The organism is Paraburkholderia sp. UYCP14C, from assembly GCF_004197395.1.
Classification (GTDB): Bacteria; Pseudomonadota; Gammaproteobacteria; order Burkholderiales; family Burkholderiaceae; genus Paraburkholderia.
On record NZ_SELS01000005.1, the window covers coordinates 147,859 to 165,041 of the forward strand.

The window sequence follows — 17,183 nt, forward strand, 5'->3', positions numbered from 1 at the left end:
GCGACGTCTAACCGTGCCTGGCGTTCAACGCAGATCCGCACGCAAATCCCGCACACCTTTGCCGAGCCGTTGACGCAACAGCGTCCGTAGCGTGGCGCCGTCGACATAACCGACCTCGGCCGCGATCGCGTCGATGCCGAGGCCGCTGCCATGCAGCAGAGACTGCGCGTACTCGACACGCAGGTCCTGAAAGTAAGCCAACGGCGATTTGCCGAGCACGTCCTGGCAACGACGCTGCAGCGTACGCGCGCTCGTCGCCAGCGCGGCCGCCGCGTGCTGCAGCGAGAAGCCCTCCTTCAGATGCTCGCGCGCCCATCGCTCGAAACGCTGAATCAGCGGATCGGCCTGAGCGAGGTGGTTGGGGATGATGTACGGCGCCTGCGACGAGCGCAGGTCGGCGAGCAGGTAGCGCGACACGAGCGCAGCCAGTTCGGGGCTCGCGCGGCGGATCAGCCACAGCGCGAGATCGAGATGCCCCATCGCCGCGCCCGCCGTCACGCCGACGTCCGTCGGTACCAGCATGCGCGACTCGTCCAGCAACACCCCCGGATAGCGCTGCCGGAACAATGGACTCAGCCACCAGGTCGTGGTCGCCTCGCGATGATCGAGGAGCCCGGTTTCCGCGACGAGGAAGGTGCCGATGCACGACGCGGCGAGCAACGTGCCCTGCGCGTGCCACGCCAGCATTTGCGCCTTGGCGTCGCGCACGTCCGGCCGTTCGAGCGCCGGCACCAGTTGCTCCGGTGTGCCGGTACCGAGCGCGGGAATGATCACCCAGTCCGGCTTCAGGTCGGCGGTGATCGTTTGCACGGGGATGGCGAACCCCTGCCCTGAGCGGACCTTCTTGCGCACGCCGACGATCGACAGTTCGAAGTGCGGCCGCCCGCCCATTTTCGCGGCGGCAAAGCGGTTGGCGAGCGAGAACGCGTCGAGCATGACGGTGAGGCCGGTGTCGAACAGCCCCTCCAACGCGAGGATGGCGATGCGCATGGCGTAAATGACCCTAAAGTTGTCATTTGCGACGATACAGCTTTTTCCGGGGCAGAGCTACAGTGAGCCCAGTTGCACATCGCAACGAACGTCGACCAAGGAGTCACTGATGAAAGTTTTCGCTATTGCATCCGCGCAACCGACCCTCACCCCCGACAAGCTCCAGCAGCACATGCCCCACGAGGTGCCGTCCACCCTGCAGCTTTATCTCGACGGCAAGGTCGAGCAGTTCTGGTTTCGCGACAAGGCCGGGCCGATCTTCCTGATGAACGTCGAATCGGTCGACGAGGCCAAGGCGATCCTTAACGCGTTGCCGCTCGTGGCCGACGGGTTGATGAAATACGAGTATCTGCCGGTGGGACCGCTCGCGCCGCTGGGCCGGCTGATCCAGAAGGGATGATGTTGCCGGCGGGATGAACCGTGCCCCCGGCGTGGCCGGCGGCACGGTTAAACAGCATCACTGCCCGACCTTCTCCGATTCGACGACGAGGTCCAGCACATACGCGACCGACGGCCCATCGGCAGGCGGGTTCTTGATCGTAAAACGCTTCACGCGCACCACGTTACGGATGCCCGGCGTGTGCGTATAGCCTTCGATAGTCTGATTCAACGGTTGCCACGGCCCGGGCGCGCCGGCGGCGAGGCCCTGTTCGTCGAAGAAGCGTTCTCGCACGAGCAGACATTGCGCATTCGGCATCAACGGATGGTTGCACGGCACCGACTGCGGCGCCACTTCGAAGAAAGCAATCTGACCGGGGCCGCCGTAGCGCGTCTCGGCCGTGGGCACGCCGGTGAAGCTCAGCGTATCGCCGTTATCGGTGACGAGTTGCAGGCTCGGACCGTTGTCGCGCGCAAGCAGGTTCACGTTGACGCTGCCGCGCACACGCTGCGAGATCGCATCGTCGAGTGCGGCAAGCGCGGCGTCGTTGCAGGCCATCATCGTGCTGACCATCGGGCCGATCTGCAGATGCCCCTTCCTCACCGTGTAACCCGCACCCATGTTGTTGCAGCTATTGACGACCGTGATCCGGTACGGACTGAAGTCCAGTTGCACCGGCTTGTCCGCGCGGGCGAACAATGCATCGATGCGATTGCCATTGCTGTCGATCGCGTTGTTCAGTTGCCAGTGGTAGCGGGTCAGCAGATCGGTCCCGGTCGGCGCCGCCGGGTTCGCGGCGGCCGTGGTCGCCGCGGGAGCCGGGACCGTCACTTCGGGTGTCTGGGCGCAGGCGGCGAGCACGAGCGGCAGCAAGAGCATGCGGTATTTCACGTCGGCACCTCGGTAGTTCAATGGTTGTTCCGGGCGTTCGCTCGGGTCCAGTCGAAGGGACGCGAGAATCAGGTCGGATGCGCGAAAGCCGCAAGAGCCATTGAAAGGCACCACCCGGCCGCACTGCGCCGGGTTTGCGCACCTGCTTCTTTCAGGCCGCGAGCATCGACTCGACGACCGACAGGATAACGCAGGTGGATGGCGGAAATATGCTGTTCGATGTTTGCCCAAATCCTTCGTTAGGTGGCCGAACCGCGGATTGTCAACGCTACACGTTGGAAATGTCACGGCTCAGCGCAGGCATCGGGTGAAGCCGCTTGAACCTGGGGCGCAGCAGCAGATAGAAAGCGGCAATGTGGGTGATCGCCAGCGTCGGCACATAAATCACCGGGATCGCGTACATGGCCCCCAGTTCTCCCGCGTGCGCAGGCAGATCGATCGCTACGGCATGGTAGTAATCGACGATCAGATCGACTGCGCCGACGACATTGAAAGCCACGACGAACGACCAGAACAGCGGACGGATCCGGGTCGTCAGCAACGCCAGCATCGCCAGCACGCCCGTCGCGAAATCCCCATAAGCGGCGAACGCGGTGAAGCTCGCGGACAGTTGCGGGCTGACTACCCCAGGCAGCAGGAAGGCGAGCCCGAAGAAGCGGAAGCTGTGCAAGGTGGCGATCGCGCGTTGCGCGTCGAATGGGGTCATCGACTTGAGCTTCGGCCAGATGTAGGCGCTGAAGCACAACAACCAGGCGACATAGCCCAGAACGAGATGCAACTGGAAAAGAAGCCGCGGCGACATGGTGCCTCCTGACAAATATTGGCGGATGCGCAGCCGCAAACGACGCGGATCGGCGGGCTTGCCGACCCTGCGCATGGGCGATCCGGTGGCCCGGTCACCACATGGTTTCGCGCTGCTGATGCGCAGGTGTTAGGTGTACCATCGTCTCGCGCGTGCGACTATTCCTCACAATGTTGACAGGCTATGAAGCAGAACTTCACAGTCAGGCAGGGTGCGCTAGACGGCGTCGAGGTCTTCCTCAGCGTGGCCGAGCATCGCAGCTTTCGCGGCGCCGCCGCGCAACTCGGCGTGACGCCGTCGGCCGTCAGTCAGGCGGTGCGCGTGCTCGAAACGCGCATCGGCGCGACGCTCTTCATCCGCACCACGCGCAGCGTCGGCCTGACCGAAGCCGGCGAGCGCTTTCTGGCTCGCGCCAAACCCGCTTTCGAGGAACTCGTCGCCGCCAGCGAGGTAGCGCGCGGACTCGGCGAGCGGCCGTCCGGCCTGTTGCGTCTTTCGGTGCCGCGCGCGGTCGTGCCGATCCTGCTGGAGCCGCTGGTCGCGTCGTTCTGCGAGGCCAATCCCGAAGTCGAGGTGGAGGTCGCGGCCAGCAAGGAGTTGATCGATCTCGCGGCGGAGGGTTTCGACGCCGGGATCCGGCTAGGTCAGTTCGTTGCCGCCGACATGGTCGCGGTGCCATTGACGGCGCCATTCCGCTTTGTCGTCGTGGGAAGTCCTGGCTATTTCGCGGCGCGTGGCCGCCCTGAGCACGTCGACGATCTGCGTACGCATGCCTGCATCCGCTGGCGACGCTCGAGCGGCGCGCTCGCATTGTGGTCGTTCAACGACAACGGCCAGCCGATCGAGATCGCCGTCTCCGGTCCTTTCATCGCCAGCGATTTTCTGGGCATGCTGGGCGCGGCGAACGCGGGCATCGGCCTTGCCCAGCTACCCGAACCGATGGCCGCCGAGGGGTTGCGAACCGGCAAGCTCGTGCGCGTTCTGGATGCGTATGCGCCGATGATCCCGGGCGTGTTTCTCTACTATCCGAGCCGCCGGCAGATCATGCCGAAGCTGCGTGCGTTCATCGATCATGTGAAGAGTCGCGCGGCGCGTGCGTTGCCTGACGATAGTTGATGAAGTTGTTGAGGGAGGTCAAAGGTCGCCTATCAACGACATCGCTTTTTTAACCCGAAGCATTGCCAGATAGCGCCAATACTTTTCGATTATTCGGTGTACTGGGCGTTTTCCGATCGATCTGGACAATAGCCGATCCGCGCAAGGAGCATAAGACACCTCCATCCGGAGAAGGTGTCTATCGGCTAGCTATTGGCCTGTAACACTTTGCGCTCTCATCTGCCGAACATCGGCGAGACCCGCCTTCGACCGTTCGTGCAAGTGTTCATAGGCCATATCGGGGTACTGATCGAGCATTCCACGATAGATGGATTCTGCTTCATCCAGACAATGTTTGGCCTTTGCCGTGTCGCCAAGATCGAACGCGGCCACATAATGCTTCATCCTGAGATTGGTCGCGCCTGGATCAAATGGCGCCGTAGCCCCCGCAACCTCGTCGCTCAAATCGCTGAGGGCGGCGGTGGCGGCCAAGTACGACGGCCCCCGGCAGCCGGGCTCGTTCTTGTAGCCGTCGATCGCCAACTCGGCCTTCACATAGGGGCTTTGGGATCCGGCGGAGCCCATCGGCCCGGTGGTGGTGATGTGGCTGCAGGCGGCCAGGGCGGCCGCCAAGGCGACAGCCGCCATAAGTTTCATCGACATGCTGATCTCCTTCCTTGTCAAATTTCGCGGTGCGCGATGTCCGACAGCGCCATGTCGGGCACGCTGCGGCTTCCGGTGACGCGGAAACCATTCACCTTGTTCAGCACGAATGCCGGACCACCGCGGCCCTTCGACAAGGTCAGGCGGGAAAAATCAGAGTCGTTCACGTCCTCCAGCCAAAGTGCCGGCCGCGCATCGGCCGCGACATTGGCAATTTCCACGTTGCTGAATTCAGCGTTGGTTACGTGGCGCATGAAAAATCCATACGCCGGTAGCGGTCCAAAGCGGAAGGGCTCGGGATAATCCGCTTCCCGTTCAGGCGGAATCCATTGATTGAGTTCGGTCGTCCCACCGCCCTTTTGCTGGACAAAGAAGTCGCTGATCTTGATGTCCTCGATCGAGGCCCCGGGAATGCCGCTGATGATCGACGGCATGGTATTGGCCGGGCCGCTGCAGGTCACGTTGCTGACCAGAACGCGGCGGAAGGTGCTGCGTGGCATGCCCTTCGGACCGCGCATTCGCCCCCCGAGACGAAAGAACAGCGGCGAATTGCGCACATCACGCATGGTGATGCCGGTAATGGTGATGTCCTCCAGAACCGCGCCGTCCACGGTCTCCAACGCGAGCCCGCGACAGCTTTCGAAGATGCAGTTCGAAATCGTGATGTTCTTGAACCCGCCATTCGACTCGGTTCCGCATTTGATGCGGCCGGTACGGTTCCAGGGATTCATATCAAATTCCGGCCCGAAGCGCTTGAAGCTGCCGTCTACGACAGACCCCATCTCATAGCCGCCGGTGACGTAGCAATTGGTGATCGTCACGTTTTCCGTGGCACGTGGATAGCCGAGGGCATAGGAGCTCTTCGGACAGATCGCATCGTCCCAGGGCGAATTGACGGTGCAGTTCGACACGCGGACATTGCGACAGCAATCGATGTCCATACCGTCGCGGTTGGTATCGATAATCAGATTGTCGATGGTGAAGTTGTCGACACCGGTCGCCAGGATGCCGAAATGTCCGCCCGCCAGTATCGAGAAATCGCGCAGGACGACATTGCAGCAGTTTTTCAAGGCGATCGCCTTATTGCCGACACCCGGCCGTTCGGCAATGGGCAGATCCGGATCTTCCCCGTGCCCGCGACTGAGCCCTTTGCCCCAAATGAGACCCGGCCCGAGAACGGCAATGTCGTGCAGTCCTTCGCCCCAGATCAGGCTGTTGTGCCAATGGTTGTGACCAAAATCCTGATAGGCCTCCCAAGGCGCGTTGGACTCCGCCGCGTCGTAGCCGCCGCTCGTTGTTCCCTCTCGTGGGGTGCTCGCTGCGAGGATCGTCGATCCTTCGTCGAGGTAAAGGGCGACCGAGCTTTTCAGGTGGATCGAGTAGCAAGCATAAGTACCTGCCGGAAAGCGAACCGTCCCTCCTCCGGCGGCCGCAGCCGCTTCGATGGCCCGGTTCACGGCCGGGGTATCGATGGTCTTGCCATCGCCCAGCGCACCATAAGCGCGCACATCGAAGACATTGCCTGGACCTGCATTGGTGAGCGGTGCAGTCGGCCGCGCCCCTGCAACCGAGGGCAGCAGCAGCGAGGTAGCCGCAAGCGCCCCTCCAAGACCAATGAAACCACGACGCGAAATACGCAAGGAGTCGCCCATTGCGGGCGCCACTTTATAAAGATCACTCTGATGCTTCGACACTAAGTTTTCCCTGACGAAATGGTTTCGATGCACTAGCAGCTGTCCGCCAACGCCACATTCTTGTAAGACAACAGCGGAAGTGTAAATACGAGCGCAGGAGCAGTCACGCGGGGGTATACCCCTTATCGAAGGGAAGTTAGATGCACGACAGCATTCCGTTTGCCTAATGTTGTCATACCGAATATTCCGTTATATGGAAAAGCGGCTGCCCTTCTTCGGCGACCACACCAAGTTGCATATGTTGCGCAATATGCAATGCCGTCGAGACAACGATGAAAACCGCGTCGATTCGTGACTTATGTTTTGTGTGCACGCACGCTGCGCTCGCCGCTCGAGGTTGCGCCGTTGAGGCAGGCTACGCGACTAGACAGAGCAGTGAAGGAGAGGGTCGAACATGCTTCCAGATGAAAGGGAATCACCTGGCGACAGGCACCCACGGAGTCGACTTTCTCATCACCCGAGGGACCCTTTGATGGTTTCCAGACTAGCGATAGTTCACAAAGTTGATAACGTCGTTGAGAAACCAAGGCAGGATAAGTTGCGTATCCGAATAGCTGGTGCCGACGGTAAGTCTCGGCGGTCTTGAAGCGGCGTCGGCGGATGCCACACCGCCCGGACCGTGCAGCATATAGGCGTTCGCATCGTACGCCGCCTGAGGATTAGCCGGCGGCGAACTCGACGTGCAGCCGGCAGTGAAAACGACGACAACTGCTGCGAAGCAAAGGGACTTCATGAGCGGGTGAACTCCGGCGACGTTTTTTCCATTATGTCCGAACTCAGTCGAATGCCGGGAACGAAGCGCGCCCACAATCACAACTCCAGCACCGTCACCCCCACTTCCATCCGATGCGCGCCGCCGCCGAGAATCGTCCCGCGCAGCAACGAGACATCGCTGTAGTCGCGCCCGATCGCGAGCGTCACATGATCGAGATCGGCGAGCACGTCGTTGGTCGGATCGAGATCGATCCAGCCGCTGGCCGGACAATGCACCGACACCCACGCATGCGAAGCATCCGCACCGATCAGACGCGGGTGTCCCGGCGGAGGATCGTTGCGCAAATAGCCGCTCACGTATCGCGCGGGCAAACCGAGCGAGCGCAAACAGCCGATCATCACCTGCGCGAAATCCTGGCAAACGCCGCTCTTCAGCTCGAACGCGCGTTCGGCCGGTGTATCGAACAACGTCGCCGACGGCTTGTAGGCGAAGTCCTCGTGAATGCGATGCATCAGATCGATCGCACCCGCGACGAGCGGGCGGCCGGGCGTGAAGCTGGGCAGCGCATACGCGCGCAGCGACGCCCGCAATGCGATATTCGGCGACGCGAAGCAATACTCCGCCTCCGGACGGAACTCGCCACCCACGCGAAACCGCAGCGCTTCGGCCACGGTCTCCCAGGTCGGGGTGGCCTCGGCATCGAGGTCGGTCCAGCGCGGCGTCAGCGCGACCGTGGTTTCACTGACGAGTTGCAAACGCTCGTGCGGCGTATCGAGCGCGAAGTACAGCACGTCATTGCCGAACGCATCGATGCGGCTATGCCGATACGACGGCTCCGGCTCGATCCGCTCGCTGCGCGAGATCACACGCTGCCAAGGACACGCGAGCGGCCGGATGGTCGCCAGATGCTGCGCGGTTTCGACATACGTCGAGTAATGGTAGGTAGTGCGATGCGAAACGGACAGCACCGTCGATGGGTTCTTCATACCCACACCTGCGAGGCGACCGTGGTCGCGTGACTGAAATAACGCGCGCTGATCTCATGCGCGGCCGCGTTGGCAAAGCCGCCGATCTGATCGCACAGCACAATCAGCTTGCCATACGAGCCGTGTTCGTCGACCTCGCACAGCGCTTCGAGCGACGGCAGCAACTCGACGCTCGGCAGCAGCTCCGCGAACGGCCGATGCCGCACACTGCCCGCCGCGATGGCGATCTCGTCGAGTTTGTTGCGCAGACGCTCGTACACGCCATAAATGCCGCGCGGATTGTGCGGTTCGATCACGAGCAGATCGAGCAGCGCGGGCACTTCGAAACGCCCGGGGTACAGCGAGCGATACGTGAGCGTGCTGTCGAACATCTGCAGCAGCAGATCGAAGCCGGCCGGCGTCGCGAGTTGGCCGGTCGCGGCGACGTCGCGCATGAAAGCGGCCATCGTCGCGACACGTTCGATATGCCGCCCGACGAACAGCAGCCGCCACGCTTCATCGCGCGTCATGCGGTCGCCCTGCGCACCGCTGATCGCCGACAGTTGCACCGACAGATGTTCGAGCGCATTCGCGAGCGTCACGCGATCGTAGCGATCGAACGCACTCCCGCTGCTCGCGGCACCGGCGCCGCCGTTGCCCGCGCCCACGGCTGGCAGTAGCACCCGCAACGCGTCCTGAAAGTCGTTGCGCGCCGCGAGGATCATGCGCCAATGGTCATTCGACAAACGCCCGCGCACCTCGCCGTTCGCGCGCGCCTGATAATTGAGATTCTGGCTGATGCTGAGACTGCCCGCGCTCTCGCCGAGATTCGCGACGAGCGCGCGCTCGAACGTCTGCGGCGAAGGGGGCCCGTGCGGCGACGCCAGGTCGCCCGACTGCACGAGACCGCACCATGTCGCGAGTTCGACCAGCGTCGCGAACATCGCGTCGGCGTCGTTGCCTTCGAGCGAGCCGAGAATCAGCCGCAGCAGACGCACGTTGTTTTCCGCGCGCTCGCCGTAGCGGCCCGCCCAGAACAGGTTCTCCGCGGCGCGGCTCGATACCGTGCGATGCTTGCGCGTGAGGTCGGCGGGCTGCAGCGGCGAAGGCAGCAGCGAGAACGTCGAACTCGGCTGGCTCGACAGCACCCAGGTATCGACGCTGCTGCCGCCGTGCTGCATCGATACCGTGGTCTGACGCTCGGCGGCCATGCGCGTGAAGCCGCCCGGCATCACGTGCCAGCCGCCGTTCACATCCGCGATCGCATAGACGCGCAGCACCGACGGCCGCCCGCCGATCGTGCCCTCCTCGTAGCGCGGCGTGCAGGAAAAGCGCTCCTCCTGCTGGATCGTGAACGCGTCGGGACAGGCGTCGATGCGCTCGCGCCATGCCGCGAGCGCCTGTCTGCCTCCCTCGATGCCTGGCGGCGCGTCGCGTCCCGCGAGCGGCCAGGTCGGCACGATGAACGCATCGTCGAGATGCGCGAACGCATGCTCGCGCGCGGCCTGTTCGCCGCACCACCAGGTCGGCACGCCGGGCAGCAGCAACTCTTCGCCGAGCAACGCCTCGGCGATACCCGGCATGAAACCATGCAACGCCGGCGACTCGGCGAAACCCGACCCCGGCACGTTCGACACGATCACATTGCCCGCGCGCATGACCTGCAACAGCCCCGGCACGCCGATCGTCGAATCGGCGCGCAACTCGACCGGGTCGCAGAACGCGTCGTCGAGACGGCGCAGCACGACGTGCACGCGTTCGAGGCCGGCCAGGGTCTTCAGATAAAGCCGGTCGCCGCGCACGGTCAGATCCTTGCCTTCGACCAGCGTGACGCCGAGATAGCGCGCCAGAAACACATGCTCGAAATAGGTTTCGCTGTACGGCCCCGGCGTGAGCAGCGCGATATGCGGTGAAGCGTCGGCGCGTTCGTCGTTGCGCATCGTCGCTTGCGCGGCCTGCACGAGCGTCGCGATCAGTTGCGAATAGAGCGGCGCGAGCCGGCTCACGCGCAGCGAGCGGAACGGCTCGGCGAGCAGCGTCGACACGATCAGGCGGTTTTCCAGCGCGTAACCGAGACCGGACGGCGCCTCGGTGCGATGCGCGATCACGCTCCACTCGCCGCCCGGCGTGCGCGCGAGATCGAGCGCGACGACCTGCAGATACTGGCCACCGGCCGGCGCGAAGCCCTTCACCGAGCGCAGATAGCCCGGATGGCCGAACACCAGCGCGGGCGGCAGTTGCCCAAATTCGAGCAGCGTCTGCGCTCCGTAGATGTCGGCAACGATCGCATTGAGCAGATGCGCGCGCTGCGCGACGCCGCGCTCGAGGTGCGCCCACTCGGCCTCGCTGATCAGGAACGGCAGCAGGTCGAGCGCCCACGGCCGCGACTTGCCGTTGTCCGCATAGACGTTGTAGCTGATGTCGTTGTCGCGGATCTGCTGCGCGATCGACGCATGATGGTCCGCGAGACGCGCGACGCCGTCCTCGCCGAGTTGCGCGAAGAACTGCCGCCACGGCTCGCGCAGCACGCCTGCAGCGTCGCGCAGTTCGTCCCAATGTCCGTCATGACCCGGCAGCAACCGCAACAGGGACGAAGCGTCCGCCGGCATGGCGGACGCTTCGAATGGCAAAGTCGATTGAAAGGCCAAGGTCGTGTGGTGTCAGTGATGCATGTTTTTCAACTGTGGCGCAGATCGAGCGTGAACGGAAACTCGAGGCTACGCTGCGGTCTGCCCACGGCGAGCGGCCCCGGCGTATGACCCGACGCGAAGAAACGCGCGCGCCGCCGGCTTTCCGCCTCGTAGGCGTTGACCGGGAAGGTCTGATAGTTGCGCCCGCCCGGATGAGCGACATGATACTGGCATCCGCCGAGCGAGCGGCCGCTCCATGTGTCGACGAGGTCGAACGTGAGCGGCGCGTGTACGCCGATCGTCGGATGCAGCGCCGACGACTGCGACCATGCGCGAAAACGCACGCCGGCCACGTACTCGCTGACTCGGCCGGTCGGCTGCAACGGCACCGGCACGCCGTTGACGCTCAGCACGTGACGATTGCCGTTCAAGCCCAGCGCGCGCACCTCGAGCCGCTCGACCGACGAATCGACATAACGCACCGTGCCGCCGGCGCTGCCCTCCTCGCCCATCACGTGCCACGGTTCGAGCGCGTTGCGGATCGTCAGGTCGATGCCGCTCAGCGTCATCTCGCCGACCAGCGGGAAGCGGAATTCGAAGTGCGGTGCGAACCACGCGTTATCGAAGGCGAACCCCGCTTCACCAAGTTCGGCGAGCACGTCTTCGAAATCCATCTTCACGAAGGTGCCGAGCAGGAAGCGGTCGTGCAGCTCGGTGCCCCAGCGGGTGAGCCGCTGCGTGTACGGCACGCGCCAGAATCGCGCGACCAGCGCGCGCAGCAGCAGTTGCTGCACCAGACTCATGCGCGCGTGGGGCGGCATTTCGAAGCCGCGCAGTTCGAGCAGCCCGAGGCGCCCGGTCGGACCGTCGGGCGAATACAGCTTGTCGATGCAGAACTCGGCGCGGTGAGTGTTGCCGGTCACGTCGATCAGGATGTTGCGCAGCGCGCGGTCGATCATCCACGGCGGCAGGTGGGCGCTGTCGCGCCCGCCGAGCAGATCGACCTGGCGTTGCAGCTCGGCGAACGCGAGTTCAAGTTCGTAGACCTGATCGTTGCGCGCTTCGTCGACACGCGGTGCCTGGCTCGTCGGTCCGATGAACAACCCCGAGAACAGATACGACAGCGACGGATGGTTGTGCCAGTACGCGATCAGGCTCGCGAGCAGATCGGGCCGGCGCAGGAACGGACTGTCGGCCGGCGTCGCGCCGCCGAGCACGAAGTGGTTGCCGCCGCCGGTGCCGGTATGGCGCCCGTCGAGCATGAACTTCTCGCTGCTCAGATAGCTGTGCGCGGCCGACTGGTACAGGTACTCGGTGTGATCGACGAGCTCGTCCCAGTTCGCGGCCGGATGAATGTTGACTTCGATCACGCCGGGGTCGGGCGTCACCTGCAGTACTTTCAGACGCGGATCGCGCGGCGGCGGATAGCCTTCGAGCACGACCTGCATCTGCAACTCCGAGGCCGTCGCTTCGACCGCGGCGAGCAGGTCGAGGTAGTCGTCGAGATCGGGCAGCGGCGGCATGAAGACATGCAGCAGCGTGCGACCGCTGCCGAACGAATCGGCTTCGGCTTTCGGGCCGGCCGCGCGTTTCGGGTCGCGCACCTCGACGCACACCGCGGTGCGCAGCGTGTCCTTCGACGATTCGCCTCGCGCCGGCGGGGATTCGTCACGGCGCGGCGGCGCATACGCGAGCACGCCGCCGTGCGGCATGCCGCTCAGCAGATCGGCCGCCGATAGCGACAGCGCGGCCGCCTGCCGTGCGCTGCTCCCTTCTTCGGCGAACTGCCGGCTCTCGCGCCCGCCTTCATACTGCACGCGCAACTGCGCGGCCGTGCGCAGCGGCTGCGGCGGCGCGAACGGATCGTGCGCGTGCTGATACGGATAGTCGGTCTTCGACACCCACGGCAGCGAATCGAGCGGTAGCCGGTAGCCCATCGGCGAATCGCCGGGAATCAGGTACATGCGTTCGTCGCGGAAGAACCAGCGGCCCGTGATCCACGTCGGCGCGATGCCGGGCGCACCGGGCTCGCGGCCGATCGGCAGCACGTAGCCGGCCGGGCTCGCGAGCCCGGCGTCGAACACGCGCCGCAGACGCACGCGTTCGAGTTCGTCGTCGAGGCGCGCGTCGAACGGATCGACGTTGACCGGCAGGCGGCGCTCGCGCCACAGGTAGTACCAGGTGTCCTCGTAGCCGGGCTGGATGCAGTCCGCGTCGAGCGACAGCTTCGCCGCCAGATGCGCGATGAAGCGTTGCGCGTCGCCGGCCGTGTAGCGGCCGGGCTCGCGTTCGTCGGCGAACAGAGCCGGATTGTGCCAGCATGGCTCGCCGTCGGCGCGCCAGTACAGCGACATCGCCCAGCGCGGCAACTGCTCGCCCGGATACCACTTGCCTTGGCCGATATGCAGGAAGCCGTTCGCGCCGTAGCGTTCGCGCAGCCGGTCCATCAGCGCGACCGCGTAGCCGCGCTTGGTGGGGCCGAGCGCGTCGGTGTTCCACTCGGCGGCGTCGCGATCGCGCACCGACACGAAGGTCGGCTCGCCGCCCATCGTCAGTCGCACGTCCATGTCGGCGAGTTCGTAGTCGACCCGCTCGCCCATCTTCAGCACGTCGTGCCACGCGGCTTCGCTGTACGGCTTCGTGACGCGCGGCGACTCCAGCACGCGTTCGATCGACATCGCATGTCCGAACTCGACCTCGCATTCGTCGACCGCGCCCGAGATCGGCGCCGCGCTGCCCGGCTCCGGCGTGCAGGCAACCGGTATGTGCCCTTCTCCCGCGAGCAGCCCCGAGGTCGGGTCGAGCCCGATCCAGCCGGCGCCGGGCAGATAGACCTCGCACCACGCGTGCAGGTCGGTGAAGTCGACCTCGGTGCCGCTCGGGCCGTCGATCGACCTGACGTCGGGCGCGAGCTGCAGCAGATAGCCCGACACGAAGCGCGCCGCGAAGCCCAGTTGCCGCAGCGTCTCGACGAGCAGCCAGCCCGAATCGCGGCACGAGCCCGACGCGTTGGTCAGCGTTTCCTCGGGCGATTGAACCCCCGGCTCCATCCGGATCAGGTAGCGGATCTCGTGCTGCAGCCGCTGGTTCAGCGCCACCAGGAAGTTCGCGGTGCCGGCCGGCGTGCGGTCGATGCTCGCGACGAACTCGGCGAAGCGCGGCGTCATCGGCCGCTTCACGCAGTAGGGCGCGAGTTCGGCCGCGAGCTCAGGCGCGTAGTCGAACGGAAACTGCTCGGCCGACGGTTCGAGAAAGAAGTCGAACGGGTTGTAGACGGCCATTTCGGCGACCAGATCGACGGTCACCTTGAATTCGCGCGTCTGCTCGGGAAACACGAGCCGCGCCTGGTAGTTCGCGAACGCGTCCTGCTGCCAGTTGATGAAGTGCCTCGCGGGCTCGACACGCATCGAGTACGACAGGATCGGCGTACGACAATGCGGCGCGGGCCGCAGCCGCACGACCTGGGGCGACAGCGTAACCAGCCTGTCGTAGCGGTAGTGAGTAACGTGATGCAACGCGACGCGTATGGACACTCCGGACTCCTCGATGAAAGGGGCAGCCCGCCAAAAAAGCAAGCTCTATGCCGTTGCTGGACTAACTCGCGTGAACCGCCTGGTGTTGCCTGAATTGCGTGTGCGTTTTGCGTATCTCTTCCGTTGCCGCCGGCTTGCCGCCTGGTCGCGTCGGACCGTGCACCAAAGCGGCGCAGCACCGATGCACGATGATGACCGTACTGTGCGTTAAAGCGGTGACGTCTGGCAATCGCGGCATGAAGATTGCGACCGGCTTTCGTCCTCTATCGCACCGATGATCCCGCTCACAATGGCTGATCACCGCGCACGACATCGCATCGTTCACGAGGCCCGTCCGATGAAAACCTTCCACTGCAATCGCTGCGCGCAACTCGTGTTCTACGAGAACGTCCGCTGCGAGCGCTGCGAGTCGCTGCTCGGCTATCTGCCGGAGCAGCGGGAGATCAGCGCGTTCGAAGACGCCGGCGACGGCCGCTGGCGCAGTCTGCATCCCGAGGCGAACGGCGCGCTGTTCCGGCAATGCCACAACTACGCGGTCGAAAACGTCTGCAACTGGATGATCCCGGCCGATTCGCCTGACACGCTGTGCCACGCCTGCCAGTTGACCCGCACGATTCCGAACCTGAGCGAACCGGAAAACCGGCTCTACTGGTATCGGCTCGAAGTCGCGAAGCGGCGCCTGCTGTACACGCTGGGCGAGCTTGGCGTCGATGTGCAATCGCGCGACGCGGACCCCGAGCGCGGCCTCGCGTTCGAATTTCTCGCCGACGGCGGCGACGGCGAGCCCGTGATGACCGGTCACGACAACGGACTGATCACGCTGAACATCGCCGAGGCCGACGACGCGCATCGCGAGAAAGTGCGCACCTCGATGGGCGAACCGTACCGCACGCTGCTAGGCCACTTCCGCCACGAGACCGGCCACTATTTCTACAGCCAGCTGATCGAACACGAGCCGCGCTGGCTCGAACCGTTTCGCCAGCTGTTCGGCGACGAGCAGGCCGACTACGGCGAAGCGCTGAACGCCTACTATCGCGACGGCGCGCCGGCCGACTGGCAGACGTCGTACATCAGCGCGTACGCGACGATGCATCCGTGGGAAGACTGGGCGGAGACGTGGGCGCACTATCTGCTGATCGTCGATGTGCTCGATACGTCGACGTCGTACGGACTCGCGCTGCTGCCCGACGATCCGAGCGAGCCGACGCTGACTGACCGCACGCCGGTCGAGGATGCGAGCTTCGGCAATCTGATGAAGCGCTGGTTTCCGCTCACCTATGCGCTGAACAGTCTGAACCGCAGTCTCGGCATGCCCGACGGCTATCCGTTCACGTTGGCCGCGCCCGTGGTCGACAAGCTGCGCTTCGTGCATCGCGTGATCGCGGCGGCGGCCGGCAAGCGCGACAAACCTGGTGACCGCGAACCCATCAGCGCGTAAAAACGCCCGCCGCCGGACCGACGGCAGCGGGCGTTGTGGACGCTCGTCATCGCGCAGCGAGCAATCGGCTACGTCACCTCAGTAGGCCACATAAGGCCCCGTCCCACCCGGCGTCGACTGCTGCTCGATCGCCGCATACACGTTGCGGCCATAGAAGAACGGCAGGCCCCAGTCGAACACCGTCGACGTGACGAATGCCGGTCCCGCGAGCAGCGGCAATGCCGAGTCGCCGTTATAGGTCTGTGCAATCGACAGCGCGTTGCCGACGTTGAACGTCACCGCGCTCGTCGTGCCGTTCACGCCTTCGATCATCGCGCTCAACTGCTGCGTCGAGCCTGGGCAGTAATACGCGCTGTTCGGGCTCGGGCAGGGCGACATCGAGCCGGTCTGGAAGAAGAGTCCGGTCGAGCCGCTGTCCATGATGCTGCGCGTGTATGTCGTGCCGTTCTGCACCGTCGTGAACGTGCCGTTCGACGGACTCACGCCGATCACCTGCGCCCCGCCGAGCCCATTGTTGCTTTGCGTGCCGATGCCGAACACCAGCTCGCCCGACACCGATGGCGCGCCGCCCGACACGGTCGGCAGACTCAGCATCGAGCCGTTGTTGTCGGTCGCGAAGTACGGCACCGGATTGGCCACCTGGTATGTTTCCGCGAGCGGTATCGACGAGCAACTGGTGCCGCTGCATCCGTAGTAGGTCGCGGGGATCGCCTGCTGCACGCAGTTCGCGCCGCAGTCGTGCTTGAACACGCCGATGCCGAGAATGCCGTTCGCCTGCAACGCGGCCGGCGTGTTGCGCGCCGCGCCGACGGCCGCGCAATCGCCCGGCAGCGACGCGTAGCCCGGATCGATCACCTGGATCGGCAGCGACGCGGCTTTCTCGCCGGCGATCTGCACGTCGGCGAGCTTCACCGCGCCCCACGTGTAGCCGTCGAAGAACTGCATGCATTCGGCGACGAGGTTGCCCGAACCGTCCTTTTGCTGCGGCAGGCTCATCGACGCGGGCAATTGCGACGCGAACACGCGCACGCCCCACGAGCCGGTATCGACGAGCACGTGATCGATCGTCTGGCAGGTGCTGGTGCCGGGCGCGCAGATCGTGATGCTGACGAACGGCATATTCGGCACGCTGCTGATGCCCGAGTCGACAGTCACGCGCACCGCGTTGGCGGCCAGCACCTGCGGCGACGGCGACGTGTTGGTCACAGTCGAACCCGACGAACTGGTCGAGCTGCCCGAACCGTTCGAGCTGCTGGAGGTGCCCGAATTGGCCGTGGTGCTCGCGCTGCCACCCCCGCCGCCCCCGCCGCACGCGCTCAACAGCAGCGCCAAAACCACGACGGGCGCCGCGCCCAGCAGGTTCATCCACGAAGACCTGGATCGCATGA

The 17,183-nt window shown here is 64.6% G+C and carries 13 protein-coding genes; 3 read left to right on the top strand and 10 right to left on the bottom strand.

The features are described 5' to 3' along the window. Positions 1-24 precede the first annotated feature (24 nt). A complete protein-coding gene (locus EVC45_RS06405; protein WP_129957180.1) occupies positions 25-990 on the bottom strand; it encodes a GlxA family transcriptional regulator in 966 nt (321 codons plus the stop codon). Between the two features lie 109 nt (positions 991-1,099). Here EVC45_RS06405 and EVC45_RS06410 point away from each other — a divergent pair, with 109 nt between their 5' ends. Next, complete coding sequence (locus EVC45_RS06410) at positions 1,100-1,390, top strand: hypothetical protein (RefSeq protein WP_129957181.1); 291 nt, start codon at positions 1,100-1,102, stop codon at positions 1,388-1,390. Positions 1,391-1,447: 57 nt separating this feature from the next. Here EVC45_RS06410 and EVC45_RS06415 read toward each other — a convergent pair whose 3' ends face one another. Together EVC45_RS06415 and EVC45_RS06420 are read right to left on the bottom strand one after the other, a co-directional pair. Then, positions 1,448-2,281, bottom strand: a complete 834-nt coding sequence (locus EVC45_RS06415) for a DUF4377 domain-containing protein (protein ID WP_248295042.1) — start codon at positions 2,279-2,281, stop codon at positions 1,448-1,450. 247 nt (positions 2,282-2,528) lie between these two features. Then, the gene (locus EVC45_RS06420; RefSeq protein ID WP_129957293.1) at positions 2,529-3,062 is read right to left on the bottom strand and encodes a hypothetical protein; all 534 of its coding nucleotides are present in this window, start codon (positions 3,060-3,062) and stop codon (positions 2,529-2,531) included. 183 nt (positions 3,063-3,245) lie between these two features. Between EVC45_RS06420 and EVC45_RS06425 the strand changes: the two genes are divergently transcribed. Continuing rightward, on the top strand, positions 3,246-4,178 hold the full coding sequence (locus tag EVC45_RS06425; protein WP_129957182.1) for a LysR family transcriptional regulator: 933 nt from the start codon (positions 3,246-3,248) through the stop codon (positions 4,176-4,178). Positions 4,179-4,367: 189 nt separating this feature from the next. Here EVC45_RS06425 and EVC45_RS06430 read toward each other — a convergent pair whose 3' ends face one another. The 6 genes from EVC45_RS06430 to EVC45_RS06455 form a co-directional block, all read right to left on the bottom strand. Further along, positions 4,368-4,820, bottom strand: a complete 453-nt coding sequence (locus tag EVC45_RS06430; RefSeq protein WP_129957183.1) for a hypothetical protein — start codon at positions 4,818-4,820, stop codon at positions 4,368-4,370. A 17-nt stretch (positions 4,821-4,837) separates the two neighbouring features. Then, the gene (locus EVC45_RS06435; protein WP_211193377.1) at positions 4,838-6,514 is read right to left on the bottom strand and encodes a glycoside hydrolase family 28 protein; all 1,677 of its coding nucleotides are present in this window, start codon (positions 6,512-6,514) and stop codon (positions 4,838-4,840) included. Positions 6,515-6,998: 484 nt separating this feature from the next. Beyond that, entirely contained in the window at positions 6,999-7,247 is a 249-nt protein-coding gene (locus EVC45_RS06440; RefSeq protein WP_129957184.1) for a hypothetical protein, read from the bottom strand. Between the two features lie 77 nt (positions 7,248-7,324). Next, the gene (locus EVC45_RS06445; protein ID WP_129957185.1) at positions 7,325-8,215 is read right to left on the bottom strand and encodes a transglutaminase family protein; all 891 of its coding nucleotides are present in this window, start codon (positions 8,213-8,215) and stop codon (positions 7,325-7,327) included. Next, complete coding sequence (locus EVC45_RS06450) at positions 8,212-10,803, bottom strand: circularly permuted type 2 ATP-grasp protein (protein WP_129957186.1); 2,592 nt, start codon at positions 10,801-10,803, stop codon at positions 8,212-8,214. Before EVC45_RS06450 ends, EVC45_RS06445 begins: the two co-directional genes overlap by 4 nt. 68 nt (positions 10,804-10,871) lie before the next feature. After that, entirely contained in the window at positions 10,872-14,357 is a 3,486-nt protein-coding gene (locus tag EVC45_RS06455; RefSeq protein WP_129957187.1) for a DUF2126 domain-containing protein, read from the bottom strand. Positions 14,358-14,694: 337 nt separating this feature from the next. Between EVC45_RS06455 and EVC45_RS06460 the strand changes: the two genes are divergently transcribed. After that, positions 14,695-15,795 (top strand): putative zinc-binding metallopeptidase, encoded by a 1,101-nt coding sequence (locus EVC45_RS06460; RefSeq protein WP_129957188.1) that lies wholly within the window; start codon positions 14,695-14,697, stop codon positions 15,793-15,795. Positions 15,796-15,873: 78 nt separating this feature from the next. Here EVC45_RS06460 and EVC45_RS06465 read toward each other — a convergent pair whose 3' ends face one another. Beyond that, a complete protein-coding gene (locus EVC45_RS06465) occupies positions 15,874-17,181 on the bottom strand; it encodes a DUF3443 domain-containing protein (RefSeq protein WP_168991419.1) in 1,308 nt (435 codons plus the stop codon). Positions 17,182-17,183 lie beyond the last annotated feature (2 nt).

Excerpts from the sequence above, each read along its gene's own strand:
- EVC45_RS06430 (WP_129957183.1), bottom strand. The coding sequence starts at position 4,820 with ATGTCGATGAAACTTATGGCGGCTGTCGCCTTGGCGGCCGCCCTGGCC.
- EVC45_RS06440 (WP_129957184.1), bottom strand. The coding sequence starts at position 7,247 with ATGAAGTCCCTTTGCTTCGCAGCAGTTGTCGTCGTTTTCACTGCCGGC.
- EVC45_RS06410 (WP_129957181.1), top strand. The coding sequence starts at position 1,100 with ATGAAAGTTTTCGCTATTGCATCCGCGCAACCGACCCTCACCCCCGAC.
- EVC45_RS06460 (WP_129957188.1), top strand. The coding sequence starts at position 14,695 with ATGAAAACCTTCCACTGCAATCGCTGCGCGCAACTCGTGTTCTACGAG.
- EVC45_RS06465 (WP_168991419.1), bottom strand. The coding sequence starts at position 17,181 with ATGCGATCCAGGTCTTCGTGGATGAACCTGCTGGGCGCGGCGCCCGTC.
- EVC45_RS06450 (WP_129957186.1), bottom strand. The coding sequence starts at position 10,803 with ATGCCGGCGGACGCTTCGTCCCTGTTGCGGTTGCTGCCGGGTCATGAC.
- EVC45_RS06445 (WP_129957185.1), bottom strand. The coding sequence starts at position 8,215 with ATGAAGAACCCATCGACGGTGCTGTCCGTTTCGCATCGCACTACCTAC.
- EVC45_RS06420 (WP_129957293.1), bottom strand. The coding sequence starts at position 3,062 with ATGTCGCCGCGGCTTCTTTTCCAGTTGCATCTCGTTCTGGGCTATGTC.
- EVC45_RS06425 (WP_129957182.1), top strand. The coding sequence starts at position 3,246 with ATGAAGCAGAACTTCACAGTCAGGCAGGGTGCGCTAGACGGCGTCGAG.
- EVC45_RS06405 (WP_129957180.1), bottom strand. The coding sequence starts at position 990 with ATGCGCATCGCCATCCTCGCGTTGGAGGGGCTGTTCGACACCGGCCTC.